This window comes from Burkholderia sp. MSHR3999, assembly GCF_000833595.1.
In the GTDB taxonomy this organism is placed as follows: Bacteria; Pseudomonadota; Gammaproteobacteria; order Burkholderiales; family Burkholderiaceae; genus Burkholderia; species Burkholderia ubonensis.
In genome coordinates, this window is the sequence record NZ_JRFO01000001.1 from 732,553 (window position 1) to 752,238 (window position 19,686).

At 69.3% G+C, this 19,686-nt stretch carries 15 protein-coding genes, 1 pseudogene and 1 riboswitch; of the genes and pseudogenes, 5 read left to right on the forward strand and 11 right to left on the reverse strand.

What is annotated here, in order from left to right; translation table 11 throughout:
• Window positions 1-184 precede the first annotated feature (184 nt).
• A complete protein-coding gene (locus tag KY49_RS03590; RefSeq protein WP_042583393.1) occupies window positions 185-1,198 on the reverse strand; it encodes a class 1 fructose-bisphosphatase in 1,014 nt (337 codons plus the stop codon).
• 102 nt (window positions 1,199-1,300) lie between these two features.
• Window positions 1,301-2,233 carry a LysR family transcriptional regulator gene (locus KY49_RS03595; RefSeq protein ID WP_042583394.1) on the reverse strand — a complete coding sequence of 311 codons (933 nt, stop codon included), beginning with the start codon at window positions 2,231-2,233 and terminating at the stop codon, window positions 1,301-1,303.
• A 115-nt stretch (window positions 2,234-2,348) separates the two neighbouring features.
• Here KY49_RS03595 and metE point away from each other — a divergent pair, with 115 nt between their 5' ends.
• Window positions 2,349-4,652 carry a 5-methyltetrahydropteroyltriglutamate--homocysteine S-methyltransferase gene (gene metE, locus KY49_RS03600; protein ID WP_042583395.1) on the forward strand — a complete coding sequence of 768 codons (2,304 nt, stop codon included), beginning with the start codon at window positions 2,349-2,351 and terminating at the stop codon, window positions 4,650-4,652.
• A gap of 105 nt (window positions 4,653-4,757) precedes the next feature.
• Here metE and pepN read toward each other — a convergent pair whose 3' ends face one another.
• Window positions 4,758-7,451, reverse strand: coding sequence for an aminopeptidase N (gene pepN / locus KY49_RS03605; protein ID WP_042583396.1), 2,694 nt, complete (start codon window positions 7,449-7,451; stop codon window positions 4,758-4,760).
• A gap of 186 nt (window positions 7,452-7,637) precedes the next feature.
• Between pepN and KY49_RS03610 the strand changes: the two genes are divergently transcribed.
• Window positions 7,638-8,333 (forward strand): DUF4136 domain-containing protein, encoded by a 696-nt coding sequence (locus KY49_RS03610; RefSeq protein WP_010091711.1) that lies wholly within the window; start codon window positions 7,638-7,640, stop codon window positions 8,331-8,333.
• Window positions 8,334-8,362: 29 nt separating this feature from the next.
• Here KY49_RS03610 and KY49_RS03615 read toward each other — a convergent pair whose 3' ends face one another.
• The 7 genes from KY49_RS03615 to KY49_RS03645 form a co-directional block, all read right to left on the reverse strand.
• Window positions 8,363-8,935 carry a TMEM165/GDT1 family protein gene (locus KY49_RS03615; RefSeq protein ID WP_010091713.1) on the reverse strand — a complete coding sequence of 191 codons (573 nt, stop codon included), beginning with the start codon at window positions 8,933-8,935 and terminating at the stop codon, window positions 8,363-8,365.
• A gap of 80 nt (window positions 8,936-9,015) precedes the next feature.
• Window positions 9,016-9,154, reverse strand: a riboswitch (yybP-ykoY riboswitch).
• 72 nt (window positions 9,155-9,226) lie between these two features.
• The gene (guaD, locus tag KY49_RS03620; RefSeq protein ID WP_042583397.1) at window positions 9,227-10,540 is read right to left on the reverse strand and encodes a guanine deaminase; all 1,314 of its coding nucleotides are present in this window, start codon (window positions 10,538-10,540) and stop codon (window positions 9,227-9,229) included.
• A gap of 156 nt (window positions 10,541-10,696) precedes the next feature.
• Complete coding sequence (locus tag KY49_RS03625) at window positions 10,697-11,722, reverse strand: adenosine deaminase (protein ID WP_042583398.1); 1,026 nt, start codon at window positions 11,720-11,722, stop codon at window positions 10,697-10,699.
• A gap of 18 nt (window positions 11,723-11,740) precedes the next feature.
• Window positions 11,741-12,739 (reverse strand): xanthine dehydrogenase accessory protein XdhC, encoded by a 999-nt coding sequence (gene xdhC / locus KY49_RS03630; RefSeq protein WP_042583399.1) that lies wholly within the window; start codon window positions 12,737-12,739, stop codon window positions 11,741-11,743.
• A gap of 528 nt (window positions 12,740-13,267) precedes the next feature.
• Window positions 13,268-13,780, reverse strand: coding sequence for a disulfide bond formation protein B (locus KY49_RS03635; RefSeq protein ID WP_042583400.1), 513 nt, complete (start codon window positions 13,778-13,780; stop codon window positions 13,268-13,270).
• 97 nt (window positions 13,781-13,877) lie between these two features.
• A complete protein-coding gene (locus KY49_RS03640; protein WP_042583401.1) occupies window positions 13,878-15,254 on the reverse strand; it encodes an amidase in 1,377 nt (458 codons plus the stop codon).
• Window positions 15,255-15,261: 7 nt separating this feature from the next.
• Window positions 15,262-15,945 (reverse strand): GntR family transcriptional regulator, encoded by a 684-nt coding sequence (locus KY49_RS03645; RefSeq protein ID WP_042584541.1) that lies wholly within the window; start codon window positions 15,943-15,945, stop codon window positions 15,262-15,264.
• Window positions 15,946-16,196: 251 nt separating this feature from the next.
• Between KY49_RS03645 and KY49_RS03650 the strand changes: the two genes are divergently transcribed.
• Both KY49_RS03650 and KY49_RS03655 read left to right on the forward strand, forming a co-directional pair.
• Window positions 16,197-17,396 (forward strand): gamma-glutamyl-gamma-aminobutyrate hydrolase family protein, encoded by a 1,200-nt coding sequence (locus tag KY49_RS03650; RefSeq protein ID WP_042583402.1) that lies wholly within the window; start codon window positions 16,197-16,199, stop codon window positions 17,394-17,396.
• 108 nt (window positions 17,397-17,504) lie between these two features.
• Entirely contained in the window at window positions 17,505-18,185 is a 681-nt protein-coding gene (locus KY49_RS03655) for a DUF2968 domain-containing protein (RefSeq protein WP_071733167.1), read from the forward strand.
• A 122-nt stretch (window positions 18,186-18,307) separates the two neighbouring features.
• On the opposite strand, the gene KY49_RS03660 is transcribed toward KY49_RS03655, so the two are convergent.
• Window positions 18,308-19,198 (reverse strand): hypothetical protein, encoded by an 891-nt coding sequence (locus KY49_RS03660; RefSeq protein ID WP_042583404.1) that lies wholly within the window; start codon window positions 19,196-19,198, stop codon window positions 18,308-18,310.
• A gap of 217 nt (window positions 19,199-19,415) precedes the next feature.
• Here KY49_RS03660 and KY49_RS35055 point away from each other — a divergent pair.
• A pseudogene (locus KY49_RS35055) lies at window positions 19,416-19,682 on the forward strand (MFS transporter); the annotation flags it as partial.
• Window positions 19,683-19,686 lie beyond the last annotated feature (4 nt).

The following is a 19,686-nucleotide window of genomic DNA, read 5'->3' on the forward strand; positions in this document are numbered from 1 at the left end:
TGGAATCTTCGATCTTGGCAATAGGTTTTGCGAAAAATTTTTCAGCTTTTTTCGGCTGCTTCGCACAACCCCTGTTTCGACAGGTCTTCCGATTTCATTTCACCGCGATGTGGCCCCGTAGAGCCGCATCGCGAGGCGCGATTGTACGTGCGTCTTGCCCGCACGTCCAGTGCTGCAGTGCAAATTAATTGCCTTCGGTGTGATACCTGGTCACGCGCTCGACTTCGTTCTTCGAGCCGAGGAACACCGGCACGCGCTGGTGCAGGCCGGTGGGCTGCACTTCCATGATGCGCTGCGTGCCCGTCGTCGCGGCGCCGCCGGCCTGTTCGACGATGAACGACATCGGGTTCGCCTCGTACATCAGGCGCAGCTTGCCCGGGCGGTCCGGCGTGCGCTTGTCGGCCGGGTACATGAAGATGCCGCCGCGGTTCAGGATCCGGTGCACGTCGGCGACCATCGAGGCGATCCAGCGCATGTTGAAGTTGTCGCCGCGCGGGCCGTCCTTGCCGGCGTTCAGTTCGTCGATGTAGCGCTTCACCGGGTCATACCAGTGGCGCGCGTTCGATGCGTTGATCGCGTATTCGCGCGTCTCCGCGGGGATCTGCATGTTGCTCTGCGTGAGCACCCACGAACCGACTTCGCGATCGAGCGTGAAGCAGTTCACGCCGTTGCCGGTGGTCAGCACGAACACCGTCTGCGGGCCGTACACCGCGTAGCCGGCCGCGACCTGCTGCGTGCCGGGCTGCAGGAACGACTGCTCGGTCGCCTGCTGGCCGTCCGGGCAACGCAGCACCGAGAAGATCGTGCCGATCGATACGTTCACGTCGATGTTCGACGAGCCGTCGAGCGGATCGAACACCAGCAGGTATTCGCCGCGCGGGTAGTTCGACGGGATCGGGAAGAACGTTTCCATTTCCTCGGACGCCATCGCGGCGAGGTTGCCGCCCCATTCGTTGGCGTCGAGCAGGATTTCGTTGGACAGGATGTCGAGCTTCTTCTGCACCTCGCCCTGGACGTTCTCGCTGCCGGCGGTGCCGAGCGCTTCGCCGAGCGCGCCCTTCTGCACGTTGTAGCTGATCGCCTTGCATGCGCGGGCGACGACTTCGATCAGGAGGCGGAGGTCGGCGGGGAGGTTGTTGGTCTCACGCTGCTGTTCGATCAGGAACTTGGACAGCGTGGTGCGGCGGGCAATGGACATGACAGACTCCGAGAGGCCAAATGAATCCTTGAATTGCGTCAATTTTACCCGCCGCGTCCCGGGCCCCACGGGCTTTTTTCGTCCGGTTACACGGCCGGGCGGTCAGAGCAGTTCGATTTCCGGCAGCGCCGCGGCGCACGTCGCGCGCATCGTCGACACGAAATCGGCCGCGTACGGCCGCGACGAAAACGCGGGCAGCGTGGCCGCGTACAGTTCGCCGGACAACGTCGTGCCGTCGCCGCGCAGCACCGGGCGCGCGCTCACGTAATGCTTGTCGAGATAGGTGGCGACCGCCCACAGCGGCAGCGCCGCGACCCCGCGCCGGCTCGCGACGAGCTGCAGGATCGCAACCGTCAGCTCCGACGTGCGCCGCTTCGGCGCGATGCCGGCCGGCACGAGGACCTGCCGCATGATGTCGAGCATCTCGTCCGGGACGGGGTAGGTGATCAGCGTCTCGGCGCGGAAATCGTCGGCGCAAAGCGCGGGCTTCGCTGCGAGCGGATGCGCGTTGCCGACGAGGCCGACGATCTGGAAGCGGAACAGCGGATGATAGTCGACTGCCTCGGCCGGGTCCGCCTCGGCGACGATCGCGAGATCCGCGCGGTCCTGGTGCAGCAGGCCGACCGGGTCCGCATGGAAGCCCGACACGATGTCGAGCTCGACTTCCGGCCAGCGCTGGCGGAACGCGTCCATTGCCGGCATCAGCCAGTCGAAGCAGGTATGGCACTCGACGGCGATCCGCAGCGTGCCGCCCGTGCCCTGCGCGAGGCGCGCGATATCGCGCTCGGTCTCCTCGATCGCGGGCACGACCTGCTCGGCGAGCGCGAGCAGTCGCTTGCCGGCCGGCGTAAACGTCAGCGGCGCCGATTTGCGCACGAACAGCGGCAAGCCGAAGTGCGCCTCCAGCGCCTTGAGCTGATGCGACAGCGCCGACTGCGTGAGGCACAGGAACTGCGCGGCGCGCGACAGGTTGCCGGTGTCGCGCAACGCGACCAGCGTCTGCAGATGACGGAATTCGAGCGGTGAGCGGATCATCGACGAGCCCGCTTCGCGATGCGATATTGAAATTTATTCATATTCAATCGAAAAAACTTTCGTTTGAGTAATGATAAGGCAAATCCGATACTCGCTGGACTATTGGAGGATCGAGATGAGCACTGCACACGTATTGGGTTTCCCGCGCATCGGCGCGCAGCGTGAACTGAAATTCGCGCTCGAGCGCTATTGGCGCGACGGGCAGGGCGCCGACGCCGAGCGCGCGCTGGTCGACACCGGCGTCTCGCTGCGCGCCGCGCACTGGGCCGCGCAGCGAGACGCCGGGCTCGACTGGGTGACGGTCGGCGATTTTGCGTGGTACGACCACGTGCTGACGACGCTCGCGCACGTCGGCGGGCTGCCGGCGCGGTTCGGCTTCGATGCGCGCAAGCTGTCGCTGGCCGACTATTTCGCGGCCGCGCGCGGCAACGTCGCGCAGCCGGCGATGGAAATGACCAAATGGTTCGACACGAACTATCACTACCTCGTGCCGGAATACTCGCCGTCGACGACGTTCGGCGCGGGCGTCGAATGGCTGTTCGACGAAGTGCGCGAAGCGCAGGCGCTCGGCCATCCGGTGAAGGTCGCGCTCGTCGGCCCGCTGACGCTGCTGTGGCTCGGCAAGGCGCGCGACGGGCTGGCCGACCGGCTGTCGCTGCTGCCGCGCCTGCTGCCCGCGTACCAGGCGCTGCTCGCGCGCCTGAAGGCCGACGGCGTCGAATGGGTGCAGATCGACGAGCCGATCTTCGCGCTCGACCTGCCCGGCGCGTGGCGCGACGCCGCGCCCGCCGCGTACGCCGAACTGGTTGCGCATGCGCCGCGCGTGCTGCTTGCGACCTACTTCGAATCGGTCGACGCGCACGCGACGCTGCTGAAATCGTTGCCGGTCGCGGGGCTGCACGTCGATCTGGTGCGCGGCGCCGCGCAGCTCGACGCGATCCTGGCCGGCTATCCGGCCGACAAGGTGCTGTCGTGCGGGATCGTCGACGGGCGCAACGTGTGGCGCAACGATCTCGACCGGTCGCTCGCGCGGCTCGCGGCGGCGCGCGCGCAACTGGGCGAGCGGCTGTGGATCGCGACGAGCTGCTCGTTGCTGCACGCGCCGGTCGATCTCGGCAACGAGCCGAAGCTGGACGCCGAGCTGAAGCAGTGGCTTGCGTTCGCGGTGCAGAAGGCGCGTGAAGTCGCGGTGCTGCGCGATGCGTTCGTGAAGGGGCGCGAGGTCGTCGCCGGCGAGCTCGACGCGTCGCGCGCGGCGGCGCAGGCGCGCCGCACGTCGACCCGCATCCACAACCCGCTCGTGCAGCGCCGCGTCGCCGCGCTGACGGATGCCGATGCGCGGCGCGCCGCGCGCTACGACGAGCGGGCGCGCCGCCAGCGCGCGCGCTTCCAGCTGCCGCTGCTGCCGACCACGACGATCGGCTCGTTCCCGCAGACAGTGGAGATCCGCAAGGCACGCGCGGACTTCAAGGCGGGCGCGCTCGACCATCTCGGCTACCTCGAGGCGATGCGCGAGCAGATCCGCATCGCGATCGGCAAGCAGGCGCAGTACGGGCTCGACGTGTACGTGCACGGCGAAGCCGAGCGCAACGACATGGTCGAATATTTCGGCGAGCTGCTGTGGGGCTTCGCGATCACCGCGAACGGCTGGGTGCAGAGCTACGGGTCGCGCTGCGTGAAGCCGCCGCTGATCTACGGCGACGTGTTCCTGCCGGAGGCGATGACGGTCGGCTGGGCGCAGTACGCGCAAGGCCTGACCGACAAGCCCGTGAAGGGGATGCTGACGGGGCCCGTGACGATGCTGCAGTGGTCGTTCGTGCGCGACGACCAGCCGCGTGCGACCACCGCGCTGCAGATCGCGCTCGCGCTGCGCCAGGAGACGGTCGACCTCGAGCGCGCCGGCATCGGCATGATCCAGATCGACGAGCCGGCGCTGCGCGAAGGCCTGCCGCTGCGCGAGCGCGACCGCGCCGCGTATCTCGACTGGGCGGTGCGCGCGTTCCGGGTGGCGGCGTCGGGCGTCGCCGACGACACGCAGATCCACACGCACATGTGCTATTCGGAGTTCGGCGACATCCTGCCGTCGATCGCCGCGCTCGACGCCGACGTGATCTCGATCGAGACGACCCGCTCGAACATGGAGCTGCTCGACGATTTCGAATCGTTCGCGTATCCGAACGAGATCGGCCCGGGCGTCTACGACATCCATTCGCCGCGCGTGCCCGGCCGCGACGAGATGGTCGCGCTGATCGAGCGCGCGCTGGTGCGGATTCCGGCCGAGCGGCTGTGGGTCAATCCGGACTGCGGGCTGAAGACGCGTGACTGGCGCGAAGTCGACGCGGCGCTGACCGCGATGGTCGAGGCCGCGCGGATCGCGCGTTCGCGGGTGGAGGCGCAGGCGCCGGCCGTGCCGGCCTGAAGCGGACCCGAACCCGGCCCGTCCGGCCGGGGGACGCAAAAAAGCCGGCGCCGCATCGAGCGGCGCCGGCTTTGTCGCGTTGGGCCGACGCGGAAACGGGTCGCGTCAGGCGAGCGCCTTCTCGACGATCTCGCGCACGTCGCGCGACTTGGCGCCGGCGGCGACCTGCTCGAGCGCAGCCTTCATCCGCTCGCGCAGCGCGGGCGTGAAGCGGCGCCACAGTTCGAGCGAGCGTGCGAGGCGCGCGGCGACCTGCGGATTGATCGCGTCGAGCGCCAGCACCTGCTCGGCCCAGAACGCGTAGCCCGAGCCGTCCGCCGCGTGGAACTGCGCGGGGTTCGCCGCGCAGAAGCTGAAGATCAGCGAGCGGGCGCGGTTCGGGTTCTTCAGGTTGAACGCCGGATGCGCGAGCAGCTTGCGAACCTTGTCGAGCGTCGGGTGCGCGGGCGTGCCGCGTTGCGCCGCCTGCATCGAGAACCACTTGTCGATCACCAGCGCTTCCTTTTCGAAGCGCCGGTAGAAGTCGGCGAGCGCGCGCTCGGCCGGCTCGTTCGCGCCGGCCGCGGCGGCCGACAGCAGCGCGCCCAGCGCGGCCGCGCGATCGGTCATGTTGTTCGCCACGTCGTATTGCGCGCTCGCGACGCGCACCGCGTCGGCCGGATCTTCCAGCTCGGCGAGGTAGGCGAGCGCGAGATTCTTCAGCGCGCGGCGGCCGGACGCGTCCGGCGTCGGTTCATAGGCGCCCGGCGTCTGCTGGCCGTCGTATGCGGCGAGCCAGTCGGCTCGCAGCGCGGTCGCGAGCTGGCGGCGCACGAACTGGCGCGCGCGATGCACGGCGGCCGGATCGGACTCGGCCATCTGGTCGGCGAGGTAGGTTTCGGACGGCAGCGTCAGCGCGAGCTCGCGGAACGCGGGCGACAGCGCGTCGTCGGTCAGCACGCGGCGGAACGCGGTGACAAAATTCTCGCCGAGCGTGAGCGGCTCGTCGGCGGCCGCGCGCGCGGCGAGCGTCAGCAGCGCGCGGGTCGCGAGGCGCTGGCCTGCTTCCCAGCGGTTGAACGGATCGCTGTCGTGTGCGAGCAGGAACGCGAGGTCGTCGTCGCTGTAGTCGTACTCGACGATCACCGGCGCGGAGAAGTTGCGCAGCAGCGAGGGCAGCGGCTCGCCCGGCACGTCGACGAACGTGAAGGTCTGTTCGGCGTCGGTGAATTCGAGCACGCGCGTCGTGCCGGCGGCGGCCGCCTCGCCGTCGAGGCGCAGCGGCAGGTCGCGGCCGTCGCGGCCGATCAGGCCGATCGCGAACGGAATCAGGAGCGGACCCTTCTGCGTTTCGCGCGCAGCCGGTGACGCGTCGCCGAAGCCCTGCGCGAGGGTCAGCGTGTAGCGGCGCGCGGCCGCGTCATACGCGGTCTTCACGGTCACGCGCGGCGTGCCGGCCTGGCTGTACCAGCGCTCGAACTGTGCGAGGTCGCGGCCGTTCGCGTCCGCCATCGCGTGGCGGAAATCGTCGCAGGTGACCGCGTGGCCGTCGTGGCGCTTGAAGTACAGGTCCATCCCCTTGCGGAAGCCGTCGCGGCCGAACAGCGTCTGGTACATCCGCACGACTTCCGAGCCTTTCTCGTAGACGGTCATCGTGTAGAAGTTGTTGATCTCGACGTAGCTTTCCGGGCGCACCGGGTGCGCCATCGGGCCCGCGTCCTCGGCGAACTGCAACTGGCGCAGCACGCGCACGTCCTCGATGCGCTTGACCGCGCGGGCCGCCGCGTTCGCGTCGTCGCCCGCGGCCATGTCGGCCGAGAATTCCTGGTCGCGGAACACCGTCAGGCCTTCCTTCAGGCTCAGCTGGAACCAGTCGCGGCAGGTCACGCGGTTGCCGGTCCAGTTGTGGAAATACTCGTGGCCGACCACCGATTCGATGTTCGCGAAATCGGTGTCGGTCGCCGTTTCGGGATTCGCCAGCACGTACTTCGTGTTGAAGATGTTGAGCCCCTTGTTTTCCATCGCGCCCATATTGAAGTCGCCGACCGCGACGATCATGAAGCGGTCGAGATCGAGCTCGAGGCCGAAGCGCTGCTCGTCCCAGCGGATCGAGTGGATCAGCGAATCCATCGCGTGACGGGTCTTGTCGAGGTCTTGCGGCTCGACCCACACCTGCAGCAGCTTCTCCTTGCCGGAGCCGGTCGTGATCTTTTCCTCGATCGCGACGAGCTTGCCCGCGACGAGCGCGAACAGATAGCTCGGCTTCCTGAACGGGTCTTCCCACTTCGCGAAGTGGCGGCCGTCGGGCAGCTCGCCGGAATCGACCAGGTTGCCGTTCGACAGCAGCACCGGGTATGCGGCCTTGTCCGCGCGCAGCGTCACCGTGTACGACGCCATCACGTCGGGACGGTCCAGGAAATAGGTGATGCGGCGGAAGCCCTCGGCCTCGCACTGCGTGAAGAAGTTGCCGCTCGACACGTACAGGCCCGACAGCGTCGTGTTCTGGTCGGGGGCGCAGGCGCTGTCGAGCGTCAGCTCGAACGCGTCGGGCACGTTCTCGACGGTCAGCCCGCGCTCGTGCGCGCGCACGGCCGCATGCGGCGCACCGTCGAGCGATGCGCCGACGAATTCGAGCGCTTCGCCCATCAGCTCCAGGTGCGGGGCGGGCGCGGTGTCGGGATTGCGGCGCACGCGCATCGTGTTCCTGACGATCGTGCGGGCCGGCGCGAGGTCGAATTCGAGCGCGACGGAATCGATGAGGAACGCCGGCGGCGTGTAGTCGGCGCGGCGGATCACGGTGGAGGAGGCGTTGTCGGACATGGTTGTCGAGGTCGGTGGAATCGGGATCGGGCGCGCGGCGCGGGCCCGGCGAATCGGCCCATTGTACAAAGGCTTGAGTTTGCGTGCCGTGCGAACTTTTTACCGTTTCGGACAGTCCGCGTATTATCGGCATCCCGACCGTTTCGCGCGACGCGACGGCCGGGTGACGGATTGACGAGGACGATCATGAGACGCGAACGGATTTTTCGCGGTGCGGGTTGGCTGGCGGCGCTGTGCGTGGCGCTGCTGGCGGGCTGCACCAGCTACGTGACGACGCAGGTCACGGCCTTCTCCGACTGGAGCGGCAGCGACGCGACACGCACCTATGCCTTCACGCGCAGCGACGCGCAGAAGAACAGCATCGAGCAGTCGACCTACGAGCCGATCGTTGCCGGCGAGCTGTCCTCGTATGCGTTCCGCCAGGTGCCGCAGGCGAGTGCACGCTACCTGGTCGGGCTGACCTACGGCGTCGGCAGCGACCTGGTGGCGGTGCCGACGCCGGTCTATTACGACCCCTGGTTCCCGGGGCCGTACTGGCGGCGCGGGCCGTGGGGCCCGTGGGGGCCCTGGGGGCCGTTCCCGGCCGGCTACGTGAACCAGACGTACCAGGTGTTCGACTACACGCTCGGCATCCGCATCACCGAGCGCGCGACGGGCAAGGAAGTCTATAACGTGACCGCGCGCACGACCGGCGACAACGGCGTGCTGCTGTATGCGATGCCGTTCCTCGCGCGCAGCGCGCTCGCCGATTTCCCGCTCGGCAACGGCGCGGTCAGGACGGTGCGGCTGCCGGTCGACAAGAAGGGCGGGCCGGCCGCGCCGGCGGCCAACGAGCGCGCGGTGTCGGCCGCGCCGGCGTCGGGCGCGGCGGCGGTCAAGTAGCAGGCGATGGCGGCGCCGCGCCGCGCGGGTCATGCCCCGACGCCGAACAGCGCGAGCACGCCGAGCACGACGAACAGCACGGCCGCGATGCCGTGCACGACCTTCGTCGGCAGGCGGTGCGCAAAGCGGTCGCCGAGCAGGATCGCCGGCACGTTTGCGAGCATCATCCCGAACGTCGTGCCGGCGACGACGCCGATGTAATCCTGGAAGCGCGCGGCGAGCGCGACGGTCGCGATCTGGGTCTTGTCGCCCATTTCGGCGAGGAAGAACGCGACCAGGGTCGCGCCGAACACGCCGAGCCGCGAGCGGTTCGCGTTGGCTTCGTCGGCGTCGAGCTTGTCCGGCACCAGGATCCACAGCCCCATCCCGATGAACGAGAACGCGAGCGCCCAGCGCATGATCGACGGCGTGACGAGCGCGCCGAGCCATTCGCCGAGCGCGCCCGCGAAGCCGTGGTTGACGAGCGTCGCGACCAGCACGCCGAGAATGATCGGAACGGGCTTGCGATAGCGCGCGGCGAGCACGAGGGAAAGCAGTTGCGTCTTGTCGCCGATTTCTGCGAGGGCGACGGCGCCGGTGGAGATCAGGAAGGCTTGGGTCACGTACGGGGGTTCCACGGGCCTGTCGTTATGCGTGCGAGCGACGATCCACGGCGCGCCGGGCCCTGATGCGGCGCACTGTGAACCATCGGTCTCGCCAGGCCTTCGGTGGCTGCGCCCGCCATGGCCGAACGGCCAAGTCTGTTGACGGACGCCTCCGTCACGATGCGCGCCGGTGGCGCGGGACATCGAGCGGAGCGGCTACTCCCCAATGAGGAGCGGATTCTAGCACGGTGCGCGCCGCGCGCAAAAGCGGTTCGGATACCGCATCGCGCGGCGCGCGCCGGCATTCGGTCAGGCGGCGCGGCGCGCGGTGCCGCGCTCGTGCACGCAGCGGCCGGCCGCGTAAGTACGGTACACGGCCCGGTCGTCGCCGAGCAGCGCGAACGCGAACAGCAGCTCCTCGAGCGATTCCGCGCGTTGCGTGCGGCGCGCGAGCAGCGGCGTCGCCTGCGGATCGAGCACGACGAAGTCCGCCTCGGTGCGTGGCGCGAGCGTGCCGACCGTGTCCGCGAGGTCGAGCGCGTGCGCGGCGCCCGCGGTCGCGAGCCAGAACATCCGCGTGGCGCTCAGGTGATGCCCGGACAGCCGCGCGACCTTGTGCGCCTCGTTCATCGTCTGCAGCATCGAGAACGACGTGCCGCCGCCGACGTCGGTCGCGAGCGCGACCGGCACGCCGTATTCGCCCGCCTTGTCGAAGTCGAACAGGCCGCTGCCGAGGAAGAAGTTCGACGTCGGGCAGTGCGCGACCACGGTGCCCGTCTCGGCCATCCGGCGGCGGTCCTCGTCGTCGAGATGGATGCAGTGGCCGTACACCGCGCGGCGGCGCAGCAGCCCGTAATGATCGTAGATGTCGAGGTAGCTGCGGTGGCCGGGGAACAGCTCGGCCGCCCATTTCACCTCGTCGACGTTCTCGGCCACGTGGCTCTGCACGAACACGTCCGGATGGCGGCGCGCGAGTTCGGCGCACGCCTCGAGCTGCGCGTCGGTCGACGTCGGCGCGAAGCGCGGCGTGAGCGCGTACATCTGGCGGCCGCGGCCGTGCCAGCGGCCGATCAGCTCCGCGCTGTCGTCGTACCCCGATTGCGCGGTGTCGCGCAGGAATTCGGGGCAGTTGCGGTCCATCAGCACCTTGCCCGCGATCATCCGCAGGTCGCGCGCGTCGCTCACCGTGAACAGCGCGTCCGCCGACTGCTTGTGCACCGTGCAGTAGACGAGCGCGCTCGTCGTGCCGCACGCGAGCAGTTCGTCGACGAAGAATTCCGCGACCTCGCGCGCATGGTCGGCGTCGCCGAACTGCCGCTCGGTCGGGAACGTGTACTTGTCGAGCCACGGCAGCAGGCCGGGCGCCGGCGACGCGATCATGTCCGTCTGCGGATAGTGGATGTGCGTGTCGATGAAGCCGGGCACGATCAGCTTGTCGCGCAGGTCGTGCACGAGCGCGTCGGGCGGCAGCGTCGCGGCGAGCCGCGCGTGCGGGCCGGCCGCGACGACCTTGCCGTCGTCGACGATCAGAAGGCCGTCGGTCTCGTAGTGCACGGCCTGGGCGGATTGCGCCGGGTCGCCGCTGAAGGTCAGCAGCCGGGCGCGGAAAGCGGTTTGCGTCATGACGAATGGTCCTGCGTGAAAAAAACGATCAGCGTGGTGCGAGCGGCGGCGCGGGGTGGGTTGCGACGGCCCGCGCCGCCTCGGATATCAATCGGAAAAGCGTTCCTCACGGTCGGTCGCCGTGACCGCGGCAGTCCGCATTCGTCGGTCGCCTCGTCAGGCGGCGTGCCAGTACGCGTCGAGGCGCGCGGTCAGCGCGTCGCGCTGCGCGGCGTCGACGAACGACGCCTCGAAGCCGTTGCGGATCACGGTGTGGACTTCCGCGTCCGTCAGGCGCAGCCCTTCGACGGTCGCGAAATAGTTGTCGTTGACGTAGCCGCCGAAGTAGGCCGGATCGTCGGAATTGATCGTTACCGCGACGCCCCGGTCGAGCAGCGCCTTCAGCGTGTGCTTCGCCATGTCGTCGAACACGCACAGCTTCAGGTTCGACAGCGGGCAGACGGTGAGCGCCATCCGCGAGCGGGCGAGACGCTCGACGAGCGCCGCATCCTCGATGCTGCGCACGCCGTGGTCGATCCGGTCGACCTTCAGCAGATCGAGCGCTTCGTATACATACGCGGGCGGGCCTTCCTCGCCCGCGTGCGCGACGAGCTTCAGGCCGAGCGCGCGCGCCTTTTCGAACACCCGCGCGAACTTCGACGGCGGGTTGCCGCGCTCGGACGAGTCGAGGCCGACGCCGATCAGGCGATGCTTGTACTGCTCGAAGAGCGGCAGCGCGGCGTCGAACGTCGCGAGCGCATCCTCTTCGGACAGATGGCGCAGGAAGCACAGGATCAGCCGGCTCGACAGGCCGCGCTGCTCCGCATCGGCGAGCGCGCGCTCGATCCCCGCGACGACCGTTTCGATCGGCACGCCGCGCTCGGTGTGCGTCTGCGGGTCGAAGAACAGCTCGGTGTGGACGACGTTGTCCGCGAGCGCGCGTTCGCAGTACGCAGCCGTCATGTCGTAGAAATCCTGCTCGGTGAGCAGCACGCTCGCGCCCGCGTAGTAGATGTCGAGGAACGACTGCAGGTCGGTGAACGCGTACGCGGCGCGCAGCGCGTCGATCGAGTCGTACGCGAGCTTCACGTCGTTGCGCTTCGCGAGCGCGAAGATCAGCTCCGGCTCGAGCGAGCCTTCGATATGGATGTGCAGCTCCGCTTTCGGCGCACGGGCGATTTTCTCTTTGAATGTCGGGGTCATGGCGTTTTTCTTGGTCGGTCAGAAAGTAGGGGAAGCCTGCGCGTGCGCTTCGACGGCCTGCAGCAATTGCGCGGCCACCGAGATCGCGATCACTTCGGGCGCCTTGTCGACGATGCCTTCGACGCCGATCGGGCAGCGCATCCGCGCGATCTGCGCCGGATCGACGCCGATCGCCGCGAGCCGGTGATCGAACTGCACGCGCTTCGTGTGCGAGCCGATCATCCCGAAGTACGCGTAGTCGCCGCGCCGCAGGATGCGCTCGGCCAGCGCGAAGTCGCGCGCATGATCGTGCGTCATCACGACGAAGTAGCTCTGCGGCGGCGCGGCGTCGACGGCGTCGCCCGGGTTGTCGCTCGCGTCGATCGTCAGGTTGCCGATCCCGGCGAGCGTTTCGGACGGCGGGAACGCCGCGTCGCGACGGTCGACCCAGCGCACGCTGCACGGCAGCGTCGCGAGCACCTTCACGAGCGCGGCGCTCACGTGCCCGGCGCCGAACAGCACGACCGGGAACGCATGCGGCGCGATCGTCTCGGTCATCAGCGAGACGCCGCCGGTTTCCCACAGCAGGCAGTCGGCGCGCGCGGCGGCCGGTTCCGGCTCGCTCAGGAGCGGCGCGCCCGGCGAGGGGCCGAATGATACGCTACGCACGGTCGCGGCGCCGGCCGCGACGCGTTTCGCGAGCGACATGATCCAGCCGAGATCGCCGACGTCGAGCCGCTCGAACGCGAGCACCACCGCGCCGCCGCAGCACTGGCCGAGGCTCGGGCCGAGCGCGAGCCGCTCGAGCTTGCGTGCGTGCGGCACGTGCGCGCCGTCCTTCAGCAGGTGCCGCGCGATTTCGATCGCCTTCCATTCCAGATGGCCGCCGCCGATCGTGTGGCGCGCGGTGTCGCGCGTCACGAGCATCTTGGTGCCGGCTTCGCGCGGCGCGGAGCCGTCGGTGTGCGCGACGGTGACGAGCACGGCCGCTTCGCCGTGCGCGAGCATGTGCTGGAGATCGCCGAGCCACGGTTCCATCAGCGCGCTCCCGGACGGTCGGCGCAGGATGCGCGGCGCGGGCGAGGTGCGCCGCCGAATGAGCCGCCGAATGCGGCGCGGACGCCATGAGGGTGACAGATGCGGATGGTTTGCGTTGTCATGATGAATCCGGTCGACATTGCGGATCAGGCGCGCGTTACGCAGGGGTCGAGACTGCCCGGCCTCGCGCACGTAGATCGCCATCCAGCACGCACGATATCACTGCAAAAAGGCCGGAAGATCGTTCGGCGTTGATGCGCGCTATCAGACGGCGATCATGTCGATCATAGGCCCGTCGCGGGACGTCGCGGGTCCGGCGGTCCGAGGCCGGGCCGGGATGCAGGCCCGGCGGGGCTGGGCGGGGTGCGACGGTGAAGCGGGGCGGGAGGCGGTCTGCCCGGAAAGGCGCGCCGCAAAGGGGTAGGTGTTTACGCGCGGCCGGCCAGGCGCGGCCGGCCGCGCCTGGCCAGTGAGATGCGGCCGGCAGTTGCGGCCGGCCGCGGCCGCGCGCGCGGAACCGGTCGCGGCTCAGCCCGCGAGCTTGCGGCGATTGCGCCAGAGGCTCGCGGCAACCGGGATCAGGATCGCCGCGAAGCCGATCAGCGCCCAGCCGGGCAGCAGGATGCCGAAGATCGGCGGATAGACCGTCTCGCACAGACCGGCGACCTTGAACATGCCGGGGAACCAGTGCGCGGGCGGCAGGCTGTCGACGATCGGCTGCAGCGTGTCGAAGCCGCAGCTGAAGCCGGGGTTCATCTGGATCGACAGGTGCCGCGCGGCGGTGCCGACGCCGGCGGCCGCCGAGATCGCGATCAGCAGTTCGAGCAGCCAGACGCCGCGCCAGTGGCGCATCCCGGCGGCGAGGAACGCGAAGATGCCGATCGCCGCGAAGAAGTAGCGCTGGATGATGCACAGCGGGCACGGGTCCTCGTTCTTCACGTACTGCAGATAGAGCGCGCCGGCGAGCAGGGCGATGCATACCCAGCCGAGCAGCATCAGCAGGCGGCGTTCACGGCGTAGCGCAAGCGTGTAGTCGTTCATGGTCAGCGAGGTCCCTCGTGGGTCGGTCCGGAAATCAATCGCGCGATTTTAGCGCGAACGAACTGGCACGAAACTGACAGCGCGCTCCGCTCATGCGTCAGCGGATCGTGTTCAGCACCGCTTCCACCGCCTGGCCGATCGCGAGCAGCGCGTCGTCGCGATGCGGCGCGGCGGCGAGCATCAGGCCGACCGGCGCGGCGTCGCGCGGATGGCACGGCAGCGACAGCGCGCACGCGTCGAGGAAGTTGAACGCGCTCGGGTTGCGCAGGATCAGCGCGTTGGCGCGCGCGAACGCGTCGTCGTCCGTTTCCAGCTCGGCGATGCGCGGCGGCACGACCGGCACCGTCGGCGCGACCAGCGCGTCAAAGCGCGACCAGACCGTGTGCGCGGCTTCGTCGAGCAGCGCGTGGCGCGCGGCGAGCAGGTCGAGGTAGTCGGCCGCGCTCGCGGGCTCGCCCTTCAGGATCCGCGTCAGCACGCGCGGGTCGTAGCGGTCGCGGTGCTGCGCGAGCAGCGGCCGGTGCCATGCGTAGGCCTCGATCGGCGAGAAGCCGAAGCGGTTGATGTCCGGCAGCCGGTCGAGCGCCGCGAAACGCACCTCGGCGACGATTGCGCCGGCCGCTTCCAGATGCTTGAGCGCGGCGTCGAGCGATGCGGCGACGTCGGCGTCGACGCCGTCCGTCACGTAGTTCGTCAGCACGCCGAGCCGCACGCCTTCGAGCGGGCGTGCGGCGGGCACGTGCGGCTCGAGGCCGGCGAGCATCCGGTCGACGAGCGCGCAGCACGCGACCGTCAGGCCGATCGGGCCGAACGAGTCGAGCGTCGTCGACAGCGGCACGCCGCCTTGCCGCGGAATCCGGCTCGCGGTCGGCTTGAAGCCCGTGAGCCCGCACAGCGCGGCCGGGATGCGGATCGAGCCGCCGGTGTCGGTGCCGAGCGCGACGGCCGCCATGCCGTCGGCGACGGACGCGGCGGCGCCCGACGACGAGCCGCCGGCGATCCGCGCGTCGCCCGGCACGTCGCGGCGATACGGCGAGCGCGGCGTGCCGAAATGCGGATTCAGGCCGAGGCCGGAGAACGCGAATTCGCTCATGTTGGTGCGGCCGACCAGCACCGCGCCCGCGCGCTTGAGCCGCGCGACGGCGATCGCGTCGGTCGCGGCGGGCGGCGCGCCGTCGAGCACGCGCGAGCCGGCCCGCGTCACCTGGCCGGCGACGTCGAACAGGTCCTTCACCGACACCGGAATGCCCGCGAGCGGCGACAGCACGGTGCCGGCCGCGCGCAGCCGGTCGTGCGCGTCGGCGGCGGCGCGCGCGTTGTCGGCGTCGACTTCGGTGAACACGACCGCGCCCTGGCCGGCCGGATCGGCAATCCGTGCGAGCGCGGTGTCGACGAGCGCGCGGCTCGTCGTCCTGCCGGACGCGAGATCCGCGGCGAGCTGGGCGAGCGGAGGGAAGGGCGTGAAAGTGGTCATGGTCGGCTCAGGGGTGAAGATGTTGAAGAAGGGCGGCGCGGAACGAGTCGATATGGCGTTCGACGGCCGCGCGCGCACCGGCGGCGTCGCGCGCGGCGAGCCGTTCGAACAGTTCGCGGTGTTCGCGCTGGACGTCGGCGAGGTGGTCCGGTGCGGACAGCGTGACGAACCAGAAGCGCAGCGAGCGCTCGTGCAGCCCGCGCAGGATCTCGGCCAGCACCGGGTTGCGCGCGGCCGCGCCGATCGTCAGATGAAACGCGCGGTCGAGTTCCATCATGCCCTCGACGTCGTGCGCGTCGGCGCGGGTCTCGCCGTCGTCGAGCAGCGCGGCCAGGCGCGCGAAATCGTCCGGCGTCGCGTGGCGGGCGGCGAGCTCGACGCAGTGCGCTTCGTTGATGCGCCGCACGTCGATGATCGCGACGATGTCGTCGAGCGACAGCGGCTGCACCATCAGCCCCTTGCGCGGGATGACCGACAGCAGCCCCTCGAGCACGAGGCGATGCACGGCCTGATGGACCGGCGTGCGGCCGATGCCGGTGCGCGCGACGAGCTCGGCTTCGTTGAGCGCCGCGCCGGGCTTGAGGCGCATCGTGATGATGTCGCGCTGGATCAGCGCATACGCGCGTTCGGCGAGACTGGCGGACGAGGCCGGGGGCCGGTGGACGTGCGGGGCGTCGATCCGGGTGTTCATGCGGATGGCGGCGCGGCGGCCGGGCGAGGCGAGGGCATGCGGATTGTTCCGGCGCGTGGGCAATGAGCCGATATTATGGTGATATATCACTGGTGTCCAGTGCGCCGGCGGGCGGCGATTTCCGCGCGGGATGTGACCGGACCCCTGCAACATTGATGACAAGATGTTGTCGGCTCCCCAAGCGATCGGGCACTGAAGCATAATGAACCTTCGTCAATCCACCCGCGTGAGCGACGCAGCAGACCACCGTCATGAGCGAAAACACGCCTTCCTTCGCCGGCTCGGCCGGCACGTCATCTCCTTCTTCCGATCCCACCCGTCCGAATTCGGTGAACGCAGCGGCCGGCACGGCCGCTCAGACGTCCGAGGCACAAGGCGTCGTCGATGACGTCGCCGGGGCGGGCGCTTCGCCCGTCACCGGGGCGTCCGAGCCGGGTGCGCCGGGGGCCGCGGCCGGCGGCGCCGGCGCGACGGCGAACGAACGCAAACCGGGCGCGCCGCCGCCGGGATTCGGCGCGCCGCCCGACTTCGACACGCCGCGGCCGCCGCCCGCGAGCGCGCAGACCGCGCCGCCCGCCTACCTGAAGCAGAGCGACACGCCGTGGTCGGTGTTCGGCCGGATCATCGCGGCGCGTGCGCGCCGCCTGTTCGATCGCGCCGGCCAGCGCATCACGCAGCGCACGCTGCGCATCGGCGTGTCCGCGCGGATCTTCCATCCGGAGCCGGGTGCAAAGGGGCTGCGCGGCAAGACGCTGCAGTATCTGGAGGAATCGATCGCGCACTGGGTGATGTCGCGCGACGTGCTGGTCTTCATGATTCCGACCGTCGGTCATCAGGGGATGCTGCATCCGAGCAACATCCGCCTGCGCGACTATGCGAAGCATCTCGACGGCCTGCTGCTGCAGGGCGGCGCCGACGTGTCGCCGCAGACCTATGCGGCGTCGGACGCGCATCCCGAATGGCCGGGCGACCGCGTGCGCGACATGTACGAGCTCGAGCTGCTGCACGAATTCGTCGAGTCCGGCAAGCCGGTGCTCGGCGTGTGCCGCGGCTGCCAGCTGATCAACGTCGCGTTCGGCGGGTCGCTCTACCAGGACATCGCGACCGACGTGCCGACCGCGAACCCGCACGTGAGCGAGCATTACGACCAGCACCGCCACGCGATCCGGTTTCCCGACAGCTCGACGCTCGCGAGCATGTTCCCGGGGCGCCGCGAGGCGATCGTCAACTCGATTCACCATCAGGCGATCCGCGACCTGGGCCGTGACCTGAACATCGAGGCCGTCTCGGCCGGCGACGGGATCATCGAGGGCATCCGCTACCGGCGCGCGCCGTTCGTCGTCGGCGTGCAGTGGCACCCCGAGTTCCATCGCGCGGGCGGGGCCGAACTGCTCGATTGCACGCCGCTGCTCGACGCATTCCTGCGTGCCGCGCGCGAGACCCGCCTGTAAGACCGTCAAGCGTTGCAACGACGCGCCGCATCTCGCTAAATTCGAGATGCGGCGTCGGCGAATTGAACGATAATCGTGCGTTCCCGATTCGTCCGCCGGAGTCTGACGTTGGTCTTCCGAAATCTTTCCCCTGTCCGATGCGCAACGTGGATCGTTGCGATGGCCGCATGCGCGCACGCCGTTGCGGCGTGGTCCGCCGACGACACGGCGCCCGTCGCCGGCACCCGCCCGGCCGTGACGAGCCTGGGCGGCGAAGCCGCACCCGCGGCGGAGGGGGCCGCGCAAGGCAACGTCGCCGAGCTGACGCGGATGCTGCGCGACGGCCGGGTCGTCGAAATGCGCACCACGTACAACGGCAGCTACGGCGCGAGCCTGATGTTCGATCCGCAGGAAATGACGTACTACGTCGCGCTGTTCCAGGACAAGCACCTGTGGCGCGTGATCAAGTCGCAGGACAAGAGTCGCGCGGAAATGATCTATGCGAATTTCAGTCAGCAGACCGTACAGTTGTCGGACATCGAAATCCGCCGGACCGAACTGCAGGCGCAGAAGGCGTTTCTCGAGCGCGTGATCGCATTGTCGAACAGTCGCGCGCAGCAGCTGCAGGCGGACCTGGGCATCGCGCGCAGCCAGCAGGCGGAAGTCGCGCAGCGGCAGAAGTCGGCGCAGGAGCAGGCGCATGCGCTGCAGATCGAGAAGCGCGCCGCGCAGGCGCAGCTGCGCGAGCTGCAGCAGCAGGTGCAGCAGCTCGAGCGGCAGACCGAGACGGGGCTGCCGGCGCACAAGTAGCCGCGCGCCGGCCTGGAACTACAAGGATCGACGATCCTCGCCGGGCCTGACGACAAGGGCACACTGAACGAATCAACCCGATCGGCTTGCACGGATCGGGTTGTTTTTTTGCGGCACGCCGGTCAGTGCATGAATGCGTCCGGCGTGTCGGTCAGGCGCCGATGTGACAGCCGCGACGTCCAGTCGCCGTCGGCCGCAGCCGTTTGCGGTGCCCGCACGGCGGCGGGCTGTTCGGTTCGCAGCGCCTTTTCCAGCGCGATCAGCGTTCGCGGGTCGTCGAGATCGTCGAGCGGCGCTGACATGGACGCGCGCCGAAGCGCGGAGGCTGCCGCCGGCGGTGGTGCGGGCTGGACGCGTGCGGCGACCCGGTGGTGCGCGGCGGGCATCGCGGGCTGCGCGCGCGCCGTTGCCTGCCGTTCGCTCGCACGACCAGTCCGCGGTAGCGCGGCGGCGTGCGTCACGACCGGATGTTCGGTTTTGGCGGTCATCGGCGCGGCGTCGGCAGTGATCACTGGCTTGGCCGCTGCCGCTTCGGGCGCGGCGTGGACCGAAGACTCGGTGGCAGGTACGCGGGCAGCGGCGAGCGCGGGCTCCGGCGGCTGGGCGATGCGGCTGATGGCGGTGACGCCCGTTTGCGTGTTTCCCGGCACCCGCGCAGGATCGAAAGCCGGTTCGTGGGCAGCGATGAGCCAGCCGATGATGCCGAGCGCGCCGAGGGTCCAGCAGGACGCGAGCACGGCGCGCCGCGCAGGTGCGGCAGCGTCCGAATGCGAGCGAGGGTGGACCACGACGGGTTCGGGCTCCGCATTGCTCGACGGCGTCCAGTGGCAGGCGCGATGCGGAGCATCGACGTCGATGCAGGTAGTCTCGGTCCGAGCGGTGTACGGGCTGCCCGATCGGGCGTCCGACGTGCCGCGAAACGCCCATTCGCGCCCGAGCGGGATGCCGTCGAGCGGACGGAATCGGGGAACGGCAAGGTCGCCTTCAACGGGAACGAATGGCGATGGATTCATGGCGGCGATACGCGGTGCGGCACGGGCGTGGAGCGGATGTGGCGCTGGCGTCGAAGTAAATCCGAAATTGTGATCGCTGGGGCGCCGGCAGTCGATCGGACTGATCTGAATTTGGAGGCCGATGTTCTGACAACCCAGGGCAATCGCACGAAACGTATAGCGCTCTTGCCGTCTATCACCACGACTTCATCGCCCAGCGCCGGGCGGAGCCCTCGCAGTCTGGCTGCCGCTGTCGGACCGCATCGGCCGCCGCCCGGTGCTGATCGCGTTCACGCTGCTCATGCTCGTGACCGCCTATCCGGCCGTTCAGTGTCTGGTCGCGCAGCCGTCGTTCCTGCGGCTGCGCGTGGTCGAGCTGCGGCTATCGTTCCTTTATGCATCAAGCAACGGCGCGATGCCGGCCGACGTGCGCACGGCCGGCTTCGCGCTCGCGTACAGCCTCGCGACGACGATCGACGGGTTTACGCCCGCGATCTCGACACTGCCGA